We start from the raw sequence: 15,674 nt of genomic DNA, 5'->3' as shown, positions 1-15,674 counted from the left end.
GAACACTAATTATATAACTAAGATTAAATTATTAAATCATGGCAAAGGAAACTTTTGATAGGTCGAAGCCGCACCTTAACATAGGTACAATCGGACACGTAGACCACGGTAAAACAACTTTGACTGCAGCTATCACTAAAGTGTTATCTGATGCAGGTTATTCTGAAGCAAAATCATTTGATCAAATTGACAATGCTCCTGAAGAAAAAGAAAGAGGTATTACTATTAATACTTCACACGTAGAGTATGCTACAGCTAACCGTCACTACGCTCACGTTGACTGTCCAGGTCACGCGGATTACGTTAAGAACATGGTTACTGGTGCTGCTCAGATGGACGGTGCTATCCTTGTAGTTGCTGCTACAGATGGTCCAATGCCACAAACTCGTGAGCACATCCTTCTAGGTCGCCAGGTTGGTGTTCCAAGAATGGTTGTATTTATGAACAAAGTAGATATGGTTGATGATGCTGAGCTTCTTGAGCTAGTTGAAATGGAAATCAGAGATCTATTATCTTTCTATCAGTATGATGGAGATAACGGACCTGTTGTTCAGGGTTCTGCTCTTGGTGCACTTAATGGTGAGCCTCAGTGGGTTGATACAGTTTTAGCTCTTATGGAGGCTGTTGATAACTGGATCGAAATGCCGGTACGTGATGTTGAGAAACCATTCCTTATGCCTGTTGAAGATGTATTTACAATTACTGGTCGTGGAACTGTTGCTACAGGTCGTATCGAAACTGGTATTGCTAATACAGGTGATGCAGTTGAAATCATTGGTATGGGTGCTGAAAAGCTTACTTCTACAATCACTGGTGTTGAGATGTTCCGTAAAATCCTTGATAGAGGTGAAGCTGGAGATAACGTAGGTTTACTTCTACGTGGTATCGATAAAGCTGATATCAAAAGAGGTATGGTTATCGTTAAGCCAGGATCTGTTAAGCCACACGCTCATTTCAAAGCAGAGGTTTATATCCTTAAGAAAGAAGAAGGTGGACGTCACACTCCATTCCATAACAACTACCGTCCTCAGTTTTACGTTCGTACAACTGACGTAACAGGAACTATTTCTCTTCCTGCAGGTGTTGAGATGGTTATGCCAGGTGATAACCTTACAATTGATGTAACTCTACTTAGCCCAATCGCTCTAAGCGTAGGTCTACGTTTCGCTATCCGTGAGGGTGGTCGTACTGTAGGTGCTGGTCAGGTTACTGAAATACTAGACTAATTTATAGTTAAATATAAAAAGCCAGCCTGGTGCTCCGGCATCAGCTGGCTTTTAAATAAACGGGCGTAGTTCAAGGGTAGAATAGCGGTCTCCAAAACCGTTGATGGGGGTTCGAATCCCTCCGCCCGTGCAAAAAACGAAATACAATGGCAAACGTTACTAATTACATATCAGAGGCATTTACTGAGTTAAAAACAAATGTAACATGGCCGGAATGGGCTGAAGTTCAGCGCTTGACTATTATTGTTGCTGTTTTTTCAGTGATATTTGCGTTGGTTACTTTTGGTATAGATAAGGGCTTTGAAGTTCTTGTGGCTAAGTTGTATGCTTTATTAAAAAACTAATTTTATTGTAATGACTGATAACAATGTCAAAAAGTGGTATGTGGTTAGAGCTGTAAGCGGTCAGGAAAATAAAGTTAAAAACTACATAGAAACGGAAATTAACAGGCTTGGAATGGCAGATTATATTTCGCAGGTTCTTGTTCCTACTGAAAAAGTGGTTCAGGTGCGTGACGGAAAAAAGATCAGCAAGGACAGGGTTTACTTTCCGGGTTATGTAATGATTGAGGCTAACTTAACCGGTGAAATACCGCATATAATTAAGTCTATTACAGGAGTTATCGGTTTCCTTGGTGAGACTAAAGGCGGCGATGCTGTTCCTTTGCGTCTTTCGGAGGTTAACAGGATGCTTGGTAAGGTAGATGAATTGTCTGTTAAGACTGATAATGTTTCTATACCATTTACGGTAGGAGAGACTATTAAGGTTATTGATGGGCCTTTTAACGGTTTCAACGGTAGCGTTGAAAAAGTTAATGAAGAAAAGCGTAAGCTTGAAGTAATGGTGAAGATCTTCGGTAGGAAGACTCCACTTGAACTTAGCTTTATGCAAGTTGAAAAAGTATAATTTTGTTACACTTATTATAAATCACATCATTCGCTTCCAAATGAAGATGTGCTAAATTTTTTTAAAGAAATGGCTAAAGAAATTAGTAAAGTAGTTAAACTACAAGTTAAGGGAGGTGCCGCGAATCCTTCGCCACCGGTTGGACCTGCATTGGGAGCTGCTGGGGTTAACATCATGGAGTTCTGTAAGCAATTTAATGCTAGGACTCAGGATAAACCCGGTAAAGTTCTACCAGTACAAATTACTGTGTACAAAGACAAATCTTTCGAGTTTGTTGTAAAAACGCCACCGGCTGCTATCCAACTACTGGACGCTGCTAAACTTAAAGGAGGTTCTGGTGAGCCTAACCGTAAGAAAGTAGCTAGTGTTACTTGGGATCAGATCAGGACTATTGCTGAAGACAAAATGACTGACCTTAATGCTTTCACAATCGAGAAAGCAATGAGTATGATTGCCGGAACAGCAAGGTCTATGGGTATAACAGTATCAGGAACAGCTCCTTTTTAATTGTAAAAAGAAAAAGAAGAAATGGCAAAATTGACAAAAAAACAGAAAGAGGCTGCTTCAAAAATTGAGAAGAACAAGCTGTATTCATTGAAAGACGCTTCTGCGTTGATCAAAACAGTTGCTACTGCAAAATTTGATGAGTCTGTTGATATCGCAGTACGTCTGGGTGTAGATCCAAGAAAAGCGAATCAAATGGTAAGAGGTGTTGTTACACTTCCTCATGGTACAGGTAAAGATGTAAGAGTACTTGCTCTTGTAACTCCTGATAAAGAAGCTGAAGCTAAAGCTGCTGGTGCTGACTATGTAGGTTTAGATGATTACCTTCAAAAAATTAAAGACGGATGGACAGATGTTGATGTTATCATCACTATGCCTGCAGTTATGGGTAAACTGGGTCCTTTAGGTAGAATATTAGGTCCTCGTGGTCTAATGCCAAACCCTAAAACAGGAACGGTTACTATGGAAGTAGGTAAAGCTGTTGCTGAAGTTAAAGCTGGTAAAATTGACTTTAAAGTTGACAAAACCGGTATCGTTCACGCAGGAATTGGAAGAATCTCTTTTGATGCTGACAAGATTACTGAGAACGCTCACGAAATTATTCAAACATTAATTAAATTGAAACCAACTGCAGCTAAAGGTACATACATTAAGAGTATCCACATCTCTTCTACTATGAGCCCTGCTATCGCTTTAGATCCTAAAGCAGTATAATTGGTAGTTAAAAAGTTTTATTATGACCAAAGAAGAAAAATCAAGAGTTATTGAAGATTTAACTGCACAGTTGGCTGGTACAAACGTTGTTTATGTAACGGATATTTCAGGACTTAATGCAGAGAATACTTCAAACTTAAGAAGAGCTTGTTTTAAAGCAGGTATCAAACTTGAAGTTGTTAAGAATACCCTTCTTGAAAAAGCAATGGGAAGCCTTGATAACAATTATGGTGACCTACCTACTATCCTTAAAGGAAGTACTTCTATCATGATTGCAGAGAACGGTAACGCTCCTGCGAAGATCATCAAAGAATTCCGTAAGAAATCTGATAAGCCTGTATTAAAAGGCGCTTACATCTTCGAAGCAGTATTCATTGGCGACAACCAGCTTGACGCCCTTGTAGCACTTAAATCTAAAGATGAAGTTATCGGAGAAATCATCGGACTTCTACAATCTCCTGCTAAAAATGTTGTTTCTGCCCTTAAATCAGGTGGTAATACAATTGCAGGACTTGTTAAAACATTATCTGAAAGATAATAACCCCGCGAGAACGCACTTTATAAATTATATATTACAAACTATTTAAAACGATAGAAAAAATGGCAGATTTGAAACAATTCGCAGAACAACTAGTTAACCTTACTGTTAAAGAAGTTAACGAACTAGCTACAATATTAAAAGATGAGTATGGAATCGAGCCTGCTGCTGCTGCAGTAGTTGCTGGTCCTGCTGGTGGAGGTGATGCTCCAGTTGCTGAAGAGCAAACTGAATTCACTGTAGTTCTTAAAGATGCTGGTGCTTCTAAACTTGGTGTTGTTAAAGCTGTAAAAGAACTTACAGGTTTAGGACTTAAAGAAGCTAAAGATCTTGTAGATGCTGCTCCAACAAACGTTAAAGAAGGCGTTTCTAAAGAAGAGGCTGAAGGTCTTAAAAAATCTTTAGAAGAAGCTGGAGCTGTTGTAGAGCTTAAATAAGCTTACATCGGTTACAAAACCCAGGTTTAGGCCTTGAGAAGTACTCTCAAAGGCCTAAACCATTTTTCGTATAATAACATTTTATACGTTTTTTCAATAAATTATTTTAATCAAAATTTTGTCCATTGATGATAACAAATCAGACTGAAAGATTAAATTTTGCCTCAACAAAAAACATTCCTGATTACCCGGACTTCCTTGACATTCAGGTAAAATCTTTTAAAGATTTTTTCCAGCTTGAAACCAAATCAGATGAAAGAGGCAACGAAGGTCTTTATAACACCTTCATGGAAAACTTTCCGATTACTGATACAAGAAATCAGTTTGTATTGGAGTTCCTTGATTACTTTGTAGATCCGCCACGTTATACAATTGAAGAATGTATAGACAGAGGGCTTACATATAGTGTGCCTTTAAAAGCTAGGCTTAAACTGTACTGTACAGACCCAGAGCATGAAGATTTTGAAACGATTGTACAGGATGTATATTTGGGAACTATCCCTTATATGACGCCAAGCGGTACTTTTGTTATCAATGGTGCCGAGCGTGTGGTTGTATCTCAGCTTCACAGGTCTCCAGGAGTTTTCTTTGGCCAGTCATTCCACGCAAACGGAACAAAATTATACTCTGCAAGGGTAATTCCTTTCAAAGGTTCTTGGATAGAATTTGCAACTGACATCAACAGTGTTATGTATGCTTATATCGACAGAAAGAAAAAACTTCCTGTTACGACTCTATTCAGGGCGATTGGTTTTGAAAGGGATAAAGACATCCTTGAAATATTTGACCTTGCTGAAGAAATCAAGGTTTCAAAAACAGGTCTTAAAAAGTATATCGGCAGAAGACTTGCTGCACGTGTATTGAACACTTGGCACGAAGATTTCGTGGATGAGGATACAGGTGAGGTAGTTTCTATCGAGCGTAACGAAATTATATTAGACAGGGATACTATCATCGACAAAGATAATGTTGAGGAGATTATCGATTCTAACGTAAAAACGATACTGCTTCATAAAGAGGATAATAATCAGGCAGATTATGCTATTATCCACAATACTTTACAGAAAGACCCTACTAACTCAGAAAAAGAAGCTGTAGAGCACATTTACCGTCAGCTGCGTAATGCAGAACCACCTGATGAGGAAACAGCTCGAGGCATTATAGATAAATTGTTCTTCTCTGACCAACGTTACAACTTAGGTGAAGTAGGTCGTTATAGAATGAACAAAAAACTTGGTCTTGACATCCCAATGGAAAAGCAGGTGCTTACCAAAGAGGATATCATTACTATTGTTAAGTACCTTATTGAGCTTATCAACTCTAAAGCGGAGATTGATGATATTGACCACTTATCAAACCGTCGTGTACGTACGGTAGGTGAGCAGCTTTCAGCTCAGTTTGGTGTAGGTTTGGCCCGTATGGCAAGAACCATCAGAGAGCGTATGAACGTTAGGGATAACGAGGTGTTTACACCTATCGATTTGATCAATGCTAAAACATTATCATCGGTAATCAACTCTTTCTTTGGTACGAACCAGCTTTCTCAGTTCATGGACCAGACGAATCCACTTGCAGAGATTACGCACAAGCGTAGGTTATCGGCACTTGGACCAGGTGGTTTATCAAGGGAAAGAGCAGGTTTCGAGGTTCGAGATGTTCACTATACGCACTATGGCCGTTTATGTCCTATCGAAACGCCGGAGGGACCAAACATTGGTTTGATCTCATCTCTTGGTGTTTATGCTAAGGTAAACGGAATGGGCTTTATTGAAACGCCATACCGTAAAGTTACTGAAGGTAAAGTAGATCTTGAGTCTACACCAATTTACCTAAGTGCTGAAGAAGAAGAAGGTAAGATGATCGCTCAGGCGAACATTGAGATGGATAACAATGGACAGATTACTGCTGATAAGGTTATTGCACGTGAGGAAGGTGACTTCCCTGTCGTTGACCCGGCTGCAGTACATTATACTGACGTTGCTCCTAACCAGATCGCTTCTATCTCTGCGTCACTTATTCCGTTCCTTGAGCACGATGATGCGAACCGTGCGTTGATGGGATCGAACATGATGCGCCAGGCGGTTCCTCTTTTACGTCCGGAAGCCCCAATTGTGGGTACAGGATTGGAGCGTCAGGTAGCTTCTGACTCAAGGGTACTTATCAATGCTGAAGGGCATGGTACTGTTGAGTATGTTGATGCTAACGAGATTACAATTAAATATGACAGAACGGATCGTGAGAGAAGCGTAAGCTTTGATCCGGACGAGAAAACATACCAGCTTATCAAGTTCAGGAAAACGAACCAGAGTACGAGCATCAACCTTAAGCCTATCGTAAGAAAAGGTGACAGAGTTAAGCCTGGACAGGTTCTTTGTGAAGGTTATGCTACACAAAACGGTGAGCTAGCTCTTGGACGTAACCTTAAAGTGGCGTTCATGCCTTGGAAAGGTTACAACTTCGAGGATGCGATCGTGATTTCTGAAAAAGTGGTTCGCGATGATATCTTTACGTCTATCCACGTAGATGATTACTCTCTTGAGGTAAGGGACACTAAATTAGGTAACGAAGAGTTAACTAACGACATCCCTAACGTAAGTGAGGAAGCTACTAAAGATCTTGACGAAAATGGTATGATCAGGATTGGTGCCGAGGTTAAGCCTGGCGATATCCTTATCGGTAAGATTACTCCAAAAGGAGAATCTGATCCAACACCGGAAGAGAAACTTCTTCGTGCCATCTTTGGTGACAAAGCAGGTGATGTTAAAGATGCTTCATTAAAAGCGTCTCCATCATTACATGGTGTTGTACTTGATAAAAAACTGTTTGCGCGTGCCGTTAAAGACAAACGTAAACGTACAAAAGATAAAGACGATTTAGGAAAACTTGAAATGGATTTCGAAGTTAAGTTCATCGAGCTTAAAGACAGATTGATTGACAAGCTATTTAATGTCGTTAACGGAAAAACTTCACAGGGAGTGATGAATGACCTGGGTGAGGAAGTACTACCAAAAGGTAAGAAATACACTCAGAAAATGTTGTATGCTGTTGAAGATTTCGCTCACTTAACTAAAGGTCAGTGGACAACGGATGACGAAACCAATGCAATGGTTAACGACCTTATCCACAACTATAAGATTAAGCTGAACGACCTTCAGGGTGCTCTTAGAAGAGAAAAATTCACCATTACTGTGGGTGATGAACTTCCGTCAGGTATCTTAAAACTTGCTAAAGTTTACATTGCTAAGAAACGTAAGCTTAAAGTGGGTGATAAGATGGCAGGACGCCACGGTAACAAAGGTATCGTTGCTAAAATCGTACGTCAGGAAGACATGCCGTTCCTTGAGGATGGTACTCCTGTAGACATCGTGCTTAACCCGCTTGGTGTACCTTCACGTATGAACATCGGTCAGATTTATGAGACGGTTCTTGGATGGGCAGGTATGGATTTAGGAAGGAAATTTGCTACTCCTATTTTCGACGGTGCTTCTCTAGACCAGATCAATGCATTGACTGATGAGGCCGGCATACCAAGATTTGGCCATACTTACCTGTACGATGGAGGAACCGGAGAACGTTTCCACCAGGCAGCTACAGTAGGTGTTATCTACATGCTGAAACTAGGACACATGGTAGATGATAAGATGCACGCACGTTCTATCGGTCCATACTCGCTTATCACGCAGCAGCCTCTTGGAGGTAAAGCGCAATTTGGTGGTCAGCGTTTTGGAGAGATGGAGGTTTGGGCTCTTGAGGCTTATGGTGCGTCAAGTACTTTAAGGGAGATACTGACTGTTAAATCGGATGACGTTATCGGTAGGGCTAAAACTTACGAAGCAATCGTTAAGGGAGAGACTATGCCGGAACCGGGATTACCTGAATCGTTCAATGTATTGATGCATGAACTTAAAGGTCTTGGACTAGACATCAGATTAGAAGAATAAATTTCCACGGGAATGGTACAGTGTGCCATTCCCTTCTATACTTTTTTAATAAATTGATAGATTACATATCATGACGAGATTAAAAGATAAAAATACCATTAAAAGATTCAACAAGATTTCTATCGGACTTGCTTCGCCGGAATCTATCCTTGCTGAATCAAGAGGTGAAGTTCTTAAGCCGGAAACCATTAACTATCGTACTCATAAACCGGAAAGAGACGGCCTTTTCTGCGAGCGTATATTTGGTCCTGTAAAGGATTTCGAATGTGCTTGTGGTAAATACAAAAGGATTCGTTATAAAGGGATTGTTTGTGACCGATGCGGTGTGGAAGTTACCGAGAAGAAAGTACGTCGTGACAGGGTAGGACACATCAATCTTGTTGTGCCTATTGCCCATATATGGTATTTCCGCTCGCTTCCTAACAAAATTGGTTATATCCTGGGCCTTCCGTCTAAGAAATTAGACATGATCATATACTATGAAAGATATGTGGTTATTCAGGCAGGTATCGCTAAAGGACCGGATGGCGAAAATGCTAAACGATTAGATTTCTTAACTGAAGAGGAGTATCTTAATATTCTTGATACACTTCCACAGGAAAATCAATACTTAGACGATAATGACCCTAACAAGTTTATCGCTAAAATGGGTGCTGAGTGTATTATGGATTTGCTTGCGAGGATTGATCTTAACGAGCTTTCTTACCAATTACGCCACAGTGCTAATACTGAAACGTCTAAACAGCGTAAAACAGAGGCCCTTAAAAGGCTTCAGGTTGTAGAGTCATTCCGTGAGTCTAACAACAATAGGGAAAACCGCCCTGAGTGGATGATCCTTAAAGTTATACCTGTTATCCCACCTGAGCTTCGCCCATTGGTGCCGCTTGATGGTGGACGTTTTGCAACATCAGATTTAAATGACCTTTACCGTAGGGTAATCATCCGTAACAACCGTCTTAAAAGGTTGATGGAGATTAAAGCTCCGGAGGTTATCCTTCGTAACGAAAAGCGTATGCTACAGGAATCTGTAGATTCACTATTCGATAACACAAGGAAAGCATCTGCTGTTAAAACAGAATCGAACAGACCGCTTAAATCACTTTCTGATTCATTAAAAGGTAAACAAGGACGTTTCCGTCAAAACCTACTTGGTAAACGTGTTGACTATTCTGCACGTTCGGTAATTGTTGTTGGACCTGAAATGAAACTATTCGAGTGTGGTCTTCCAAAAGATATGGCTGCTGAGCTTTACAAACCATTCGTTATCCGTAAGCTTATCGAAAGAGGTATTGTAAAAACAGTTAAGTCTGCTAAAAAGATAATTGACAAAAAAGAGCCTGTAGTTTGGGATATCCTTGAAAACGTAATCAAAGGTCACCCGGTACTACTAAACAGGGCCCCTACTCTTCACAGACTAGGTATCCAGGCTTTCCAGCCGAAACTTATCGAAGGAAAAGCGATCCAGCTTCACCCATTGGTATGTACTGCATTTAATGCGGATTTTGATGGTGACCAGATGGCGGTACACCTTCCGTTAGGGCCAGAGGCTATTCTTGAGGCACAACTATTGATGCTTGCTTCTCACAATATCCTTAACCCTGCTAACGGTGCGCCTATCACGGTACCTTCTCAGGACATGGTACTTGGTCTGTACTACATGACCAAAGAACGTCTTTCTACTCCTGAAAAGAAAATATTAGGTGAAGGCCTTACTTTCTATTCAGCTGAAGAAGTACACATCGCACTAAATGAGGGAAGACTTGAGCTAAATGCACGTGTGAAAATACGCGCTAAAGATTTCAACGAAAGCGGAGAGCTTGTTTACAAGATCATCCAGACTACAGCAGGTAGGGTATTATTCAACGAGGTGGTGCCGGAAGCGGCAGGATACATCAATGAGATCCTTACTAAGAAGTCACTAAGGGATATTATCGGTGCTATTTTAAGTGTTACCGATGTACCTACAACGGCTGCTTTCCTTGACAACATGAAAGACATGGGCTACAAATTCGCTTTCCGAGGCGGACTGTCGTTCAGTTTAGGTGATATCATCATCCCTGCAAGAAAGCAAGAGCTTATCGCTGATGCTAATGAGCAGGTAGATGCTATCTCTGCAAACTATAACATGGGTCTTATTACCAACAATGAGCGTTACAATCAGGTAATTGACGTGTGGACTTCTACGAATGCTATGCTAACGGAGCTTGCAATGAAAAACATTAGAGAGGATCAGCAAGGATTCAACTCGGTGTACATGATGCTTGACTCTGGGGCGAGGGGTTCTAAGGAGCAGATCCGTCAGCTTACAGGTATGCGTGGTTTGATGGCTAAGCCTAAAAAATCTACCGCAGGTGGTGGTGAGATTATCGAGAATCCGATTCTTTCTAACTTTAAGGAAGGTCTTTCGATTCTTGAGTACTTCATTTCTACCCACGGTGCACGTAAAGGTCTTGCGGATACCGCTCTTAAAACGGCGGATGCCGGTTACCTTACAAGAAGGCTGCATGACGTTTCTCAGGATGTTATCGTTAATTCTGTAGACTGTGGTACACTTAGGGGTATTGAGGTTTCTGCACTTAAGAAAAACGAGGAAATCGTTGAATCTCTTGGTGAAAGAATCCTTGGCCGTGTGGCACTACAGGATGTTGTTAACCCACTTACAAGCGAAGTTCTTGTACACGCAGGTGTTCAGATCACTGAAGCTGAAGTTAAGGCTATCAACGCTGCACCAATCGAGAGAGTAGAAGTACGTTCTCCATTGACATGTGAAGCTACAAAAGGTATCTGTGCTAAATGTTACGGACGTAACCTTGCTACAGGTAAGATGACGCAAAGAGGTGAAGCTGTAGGTGTAATTGCTGCACAGTCTATTGGTGAGCCGGGTACTCAGCTTACACTACGTACATTCCACGTTGGTGGTGTTGCGGGTGGTATATCTGAGGAATCAAGCATCATCACTCGTTTTGCAGGTAGGTTAGAGATCGAAGACCTTAAGACAGTTAAAGGTGAAGATATCGACGGTAATCCAACAGATATCGTTGTTTCACGTTCTACTGAATTGAAATTGGTTGACGATAAAACCGGAATTCTATTAAATACACACAATATTCCTTATGGTTCAAGCATCTACGTTAATGACGGTGATGTTGTTGAAAAAGGAACTGTAATATGTAAATGGGACCCGTATAATGGGGTAATTATTTCTGAGTTTACCGGTAAAGTAGCTTATGAAGATATCGAACAGGGACAATCGTTCATGGTTGAGATCGATGAGCAGACCGGATTCCAGGAGAAAGTTATCTCTGAGGCAAGGAACAAGAAATTGATCCCTACCTTATTGATCTACGGAAAAGAAGGAGAACTTATCCGCTCATACAACTTACCGGTGGGTGCCCACCTTATGGTAGACAATGGTGAGAAAATTAAAGCTGGTAAGATCCTTGTTAAGATACCAAGACGTTCATCTAAAGCGGGCGATATCACGGGAGGTCTTCCTAGGATTACTGAGCTTCTTGAAGCACGTAACCCTTCTAACCCTGCTGTGGTTTCTGAAATTGACGGTGTTGTTTCATTCGGTAAGATCAAGAGGGGTAACCGCGAGATCGTGATCGAATCTAAATTTGGTGAGATTAAAAAGTATCTTGTGAAACTTTCTAACCAGATCCTTGTTCAGGAGAATGACTACGTTAAAGCAGGTCTTCCACTTTCAGACGGTGCTATTACTCCTGAGGATATCCTTAGGATACAAGGTCCATCTGCAGTACAGCAGTACTTAGTGAACGAGATTCAGGAAGTTTACCGTCTTCAGGGTGTAAAAATCAACGATAAGCACTTTGAAGTGGTTATCCGCCAGATGATGCGTAAAGTAAGAGTGGTAGATCCGGGAGATACTTTATTCCTTGAAGATCAACTGATCCACACTTCTGACTTTATCGTTGAGAACGACAAACTATACGGAATGAAAGTTGTTGAAGACGCAGGTGACTCTGAGAACCTTAAACCGGGCCAGATCATCACTCCGCGTGAGCTAAGGGATGAGAACTCATTACTTAAACGTAATGACCAGAACTTAGTATCAGCAAGAGATGTAGTTCCTGCAACGGCTACTCCGGTACTTCAGGGTATCACAAGAGCGTCGCTTCAGACTAAATCGTTCATCTCTGCTGCATCGTTCCAGGAAACTACAAAAGTACTGAACGAGGCTGCGGTAGCCGGTAAAGTTGACGGACTTGAAGGACTTAAAGAGAATGTAATCGTTGGTCACAGAATACCTGCTGGTACAGGTATGAGGGATTATGATAACACTATCGTAGGTTCTAAAGAAGAATATAATGAGCTATTAACTCCTAAGGAGGAATATAACTACTAATACAATGAGTGATCAAAATAATCAGGCACAGCTTCAGATCGAACTTGATGAGAAAACAGCAGAGGGAACTTACAGTAACCTTGCTATCATCAACCATTCAGCTTCTGAATTTGTTGTGGATTTCGTAAGCATTATGCCGGGTACGCCTAAGGCAAAAGTGAAATCCCGCATTGTATTGACGCCTCAGCATGCCAAAAGGCTGCTAAAGGCACTGGGTGAAAATATCCACCGCTTTGAAAGCACACATGGGCAGATAAGCGACACGGAAACACCCGCTATTCCTTTGACCTTTGGTCCAGCAGGACAAGCTTAATAAAAATAGAAAACCCTTTCAGTAATGAAAGGGTTTTTTTATGATTTGTTGTGAGACGATAGTATCATATGATATTATCACGGATTTATGAGCAGCCTCAGAGAGGCGGAATATTTATAGGGTTATGCTGAAAAGATATAAAAAGAGCTCCGGAGGAGCGACATAGAATATGTCGCTCCTCCGGAGCTCAAGTGTTTTGCTTGTATTTGAGCTATAAATATGTCGCTTCTCCGAAGCTTTTTATGGGTTCGGTTAAACTATTCAATTTAAAACATTTCTAGTCAGTTACTTTATTAGATGTTTTAGATTTAATCCAACCTTTTTCTTTAAGCTTATCTTGTGTATATTGCTTTGGATTTACTTTGAATTCAAGCTCATCTTTAAGTTTTCGTAATTTCATGTCATTAGGCTCGAAAGTTAATCCAAAATTACAAATTCGATATGCTTCTTTATAGTCTCTCAAGTTTGTATAATAATTTAGGGTATGATTAAATGCGTTTATTGCATTTGAATGTTTTTGAGTTGGTGTTAGTGAATCGGACTTGTGATAAGCTTTTTCAAAATGATCATTAGCCAAATTGGCTTTAATATGTTTTTCATTTTTGTTGTGAAAATAGTTGATATCTTTCGATTGTGCTGACAATGCTTGAGCTAGGCCATGATGTGCTCTATGGTTTAAATGGTCTATTTTTAAAGCTTTTTCAAAGTACCCTATTGAAGTCTTTATTATTTCTCTTGATGTTCTACTTTTACCTACTCTATTCTTTAAATCTAAAAATCCAAGTTCAATAAATGCTTCCAAAAATTCATGATCTAAATCAATAGCAATGAGAAATTCTTTTTTTGCTAATTCGTATGCGTCTGAATAAAAACTATTATCTAATATTTTTCCTTTAATTAAATATAAAAAAGGGAATTTACTATTGTGCTTAATCAATTCATCAATAGTTTCTTTAGCTATATCGTAATTTAAATTAGATATATAGAGTGCTTGCCTAGCTTGATTTGCAGCAACTTTTTCTTGGTGATTACTCGCATTTGATCTGAATAATAATTTATGATTAAGATCACCGTCTAAAAAAGTCTTACGTTCTTGAGTGAATAATTCATATTTTTCAAGAATATTTTTTTCGTTATTTAATTTTAAAAAGTTTTTCGTGTATATTTTTGCTAAATGTGGCACAGTATAACCGACCTCTCCTGAATCTGTCATTTGAGAATAACATAATGAAATTTTAGCTAATTGGGGAAGGGCTTTAAAACCAATTTCGTCGCTGTTCATTTCAGAAATATATCTAATGTCATCTGCGGTTAATAATTCTTCTTTTTCTGATAGTGACAGTATATAAAGTACTTGTTTTTCTGCTTCTGACAATTTATCAATGGATCCTTGGAAACAAAACGTCAATATATCGTGATAAGCTTCACCGCTTTTTAGATTTTGGATTACTGATTCCATTGGAGTCGACATAGCAAGTTGATGGGTAATCAGTTGTCCAGCTAACGGCATTCCTTTGGTATATTTATAAAGTTCAGCTAAATAAGCGTTATAGCTATCAGTAAATAACGTGTCTTTTCCTGTAAAGTTTTTATATTGAGAATTTAAAAAATCTGGAAATTCTTTTTCTTCTTTAAAACCATTTAAATTAATTCTAGCCATGAAAAAATCCCCGAGTGTTTCCCTAGTTGTTAAAATTGCTTTTGAACTAGATGGAAATTTTTCTAGAAATGAAATTAGATCAGGATCATTTAATGTCTCTAAATTATCAACAATTAATAGGACAGTATTATTATTAAGGAAGTCAATAACATTTTTTTCATTATCAGAGGTGTCATTCTCACTGCCTAAGCTATTTTCTTCTATAAATTTATAGAGATCCTCTATTAAATCTGAATAGTTTGATACATATTCAGTCAATGATTTTATACCATCCGGAGTATATTTATTTCTCTTTGAACTTGTCCAAATTATAAATTCAAAATTGTTTGTAAAATCTTCGTTTGTAATTAGTTGTTTGCAAAAATAATGTACAAAGCTCGTTTTTCCAATACCTCCAATTCCATCTATTTGAATGATTCGGTTGTTTTCATTGTTTAGCTTAGTATAAATTTCTTTTATATGTTCTTTTCTACCAATAAATTCATTGTACAAAGTGTTTTGCTCTAAGACATTTTCAATGATTTTAAATTGATTTTGTTTTTTGCGATAAAATAAATTATCCGCTTTTATAGATCGACTTCCTCTTCTACAATATACATCACCATTTTTAAAAATTGTAGTATTAATTTGTTTTGTAGTTTTGCCCCAAGATTTCTTTTGATATTGTCCATCTTTTTTAAATGGCAATATTACATTTGATGGCTCAACATATAGAATAAAGAAATATAGACCTTCGATTTCAATAATATTACTTATGATTTCGATTTCACCATCAATAAATTCGTCAATTATATTTGAAATATTTGCCTCATCAATATTTTCATCACTTTTTTCATCAAGACCGACCCAATCATAATTATTATTTACGCCATAAATAATATATCCTCCTTTAGAATTTGCAAAAGCAGCTACATCTTTTATAAATTCTGCTCTTGATTTACTATCGGATATTTTAAAAATTTCTTTAAAGTCCAAATCTGTTTTTTCAGATTTAATATTTAATTTTTTAATTTCCTCAATCTTCTCCTTACTCACTAAGTTTAGTTTATCTATCATAATCTTAAAT

11 protein-coding genes and 1 tRNA gene are annotated in these 15,674 nt (G+C 38.9%); 11 read left to right on the top strand and 1 reads right to left on the bottom strand.

All coding sequences use genetic code 11. The features are described from left to right. Positions 1-38: 38 nt before the first annotated feature. The 11 genes from tuf to ACX0HA_RS15800 all read left to right on the top strand — a co-directional run bounded on the left by tuf (position 39) and on the right by ACX0HA_RS15800 (position 12,948). Positions 39-1,226: an elongation factor Tu gene (gene tuf, locus ACX0HA_RS15850; RefSeq protein ID WP_458846283.1), complete on the top strand. Its 1,188-nt coding sequence runs from the start codon at positions 39-41 to the stop codon at positions 1,224-1,226. A 59-nt stretch (positions 1,227-1,285) separates the two neighbouring features. Beyond that, positions 1,286-1,356 (top strand) — tRNA-Trp (locus ACX0HA_RS15845). A 16-nt stretch (positions 1,357-1,372) separates the two neighbouring features. Beyond that, positions 1,373-1,570, top strand: a complete 198-nt coding sequence (gene secE / locus ACX0HA_RS15840) for a preprotein translocase subunit SecE (RefSeq protein WP_458846282.1) — start codon at positions 1,373-1,375, stop codon at positions 1,568-1,570. A 10-nt stretch (positions 1,571-1,580) separates the two neighbouring features. After that, a complete protein-coding gene (gene nusG, locus ACX0HA_RS15835) occupies positions 1,581-2,132 on the top strand; it encodes a transcription termination/antitermination protein NusG (protein WP_458846281.1) in 552 nt (183 codons plus the stop codon). Between the two features lie 69 nt (positions 2,133-2,201). Next, positions 2,202-2,639, top strand: coding sequence for a 50S ribosomal protein L11 (rplK, locus tag ACX0HA_RS15830; RefSeq protein ID WP_458846280.1), 438 nt, complete (start codon positions 2,202-2,204; stop codon positions 2,637-2,639). Positions 2,640-2,660: 21 nt separating this feature from the next. After that, positions 2,661-3,350 carry a 50S ribosomal protein L1 gene (rplA, locus tag ACX0HA_RS15825; RefSeq protein ID WP_458846279.1) on the top strand — a complete coding sequence of 230 codons (690 nt, stop codon included), beginning with the start codon at positions 2,661-2,663 and terminating at the stop codon, positions 3,348-3,350. Between the two features lie 22 nt (positions 3,351-3,372). Beyond that, positions 3,373-3,888, top strand: coding sequence for a 50S ribosomal protein L10 (gene rplJ, locus ACX0HA_RS15820; RefSeq protein WP_458846278.1), 516 nt, complete (start codon positions 3,373-3,375; stop codon positions 3,886-3,888). 62 nt (positions 3,889-3,950) lie between these two features. Beyond that, entirely contained in the window at positions 3,951-4,325 is a 375-nt protein-coding gene (gene rplL / locus ACX0HA_RS15815) for a 50S ribosomal protein L7/L12 (protein WP_458846277.1), read from the top strand. A gap of 128 nt (positions 4,326-4,453) precedes the next feature. Then, positions 4,454-8,266 carry a DNA-directed RNA polymerase subunit beta gene (gene rpoB, locus ACX0HA_RS15810; RefSeq protein WP_458846276.1) on the top strand — a complete coding sequence of 1,271 codons (3,813 nt, stop codon included), beginning with the start codon at positions 4,454-4,456 and terminating at the stop codon, positions 8,264-8,266. Positions 8,267-8,336: 70 nt separating this feature from the next. Then, on the top strand, positions 8,337-12,635 hold the full coding sequence (gene rpoC / locus ACX0HA_RS15805) for a DNA-directed RNA polymerase subunit beta' (protein ID WP_458846275.1): 4,299 nt from the start codon (positions 8,337-8,339) through the stop codon (positions 12,633-12,635). A gap of 4 nt (positions 12,636-12,639) precedes the next feature. Beyond that, positions 12,640-12,948: a DUF3467 domain-containing protein gene (locus ACX0HA_RS15800; RefSeq protein ID WP_458846274.1), complete on the top strand. Its 309-nt coding sequence runs from the start codon at positions 12,640-12,642 to the stop codon at positions 12,946-12,948. A 277-nt stretch (positions 12,949-13,225) separates the two neighbouring features. On the opposite strand, the gene ACX0HA_RS15795 is transcribed toward ACX0HA_RS15800, so the two are convergent. Then, complete coding sequence (locus ACX0HA_RS15795; RefSeq protein WP_458846273.1) at positions 13,226-15,664, bottom strand: RNA-binding domain-containing protein; 2,439 nt, start codon at positions 15,662-15,664, stop codon at positions 13,226-13,228. Between the last annotated feature and the right edge of the window lie 10 nt (positions 15,665-15,674).

This window comes from Flavobacterium hauense (assembly GCF_054457175.1).
The sequence above is the reverse complement of the archived record's forward strand: the minus strand, read 5'-3'. Positions and strand labels throughout refer to the sequence as shown.

Excerpts from the sequence above, each read along its gene's own strand:
- tuf (WP_458846283.1), top strand. The coding sequence starts at position 39 with ATGGCAAAGGAAACTTTTGATAGGTCGAAGCCGCACCTTAACATAGGT.
- secE (WP_458846282.1), top strand. The coding sequence starts at position 1,373 with ATGGCAAACGTTACTAATTACATATCAGAGGCATTTACTGAGTTAAAA.
- nusG (WP_458846281.1), top strand. The coding sequence starts at position 1,581 with ATGACTGATAACAATGTCAAAAAGTGGTATGTGGTTAGAGCTGTAAGC.
- rplK (WP_458846280.1), top strand. The coding sequence starts at position 2,202 with ATGGCTAAAGAAATTAGTAAAGTAGTTAAACTACAAGTTAAGGGAGGT.
- rplA (WP_458846279.1), top strand. The coding sequence starts at position 2,661 with ATGGCAAAATTGACAAAAAAACAGAAAGAGGCTGCTTCAAAAATTGAG.
- rplJ (WP_458846278.1), top strand. The coding sequence starts at position 3,373 with ATGACCAAAGAAGAAAAATCAAGAGTTATTGAAGATTTAACTGCACAG.
- rplL (WP_458846277.1), top strand. The coding sequence starts at position 3,951 with ATGGCAGATTTGAAACAATTCGCAGAACAACTAGTTAACCTTACTGTT.
- rpoB (WP_458846276.1), top strand. The coding sequence starts at position 4,454 with ATGATAACAAATCAGACTGAAAGATTAAATTTTGCCTCAACAAAAAAC.
- rpoC (WP_458846275.1), top strand. The coding sequence starts at position 8,337 with ATGACGAGATTAAAAGATAAAAATACCATTAAAAGATTCAACAAGATT.
- ACX0HA_RS15800 (WP_458846274.1), top strand. The coding sequence starts at position 12,640 with ATGAGTGATCAAAATAATCAGGCACAGCTTCAGATCGAACTTGATGAG.
- ACX0HA_RS15795 (WP_458846273.1), bottom strand. The coding sequence starts at position 15,664 with ATGATAGATAAACTAAACTTAGTGAGTAAGGAGAAGATTGAGGAAATT.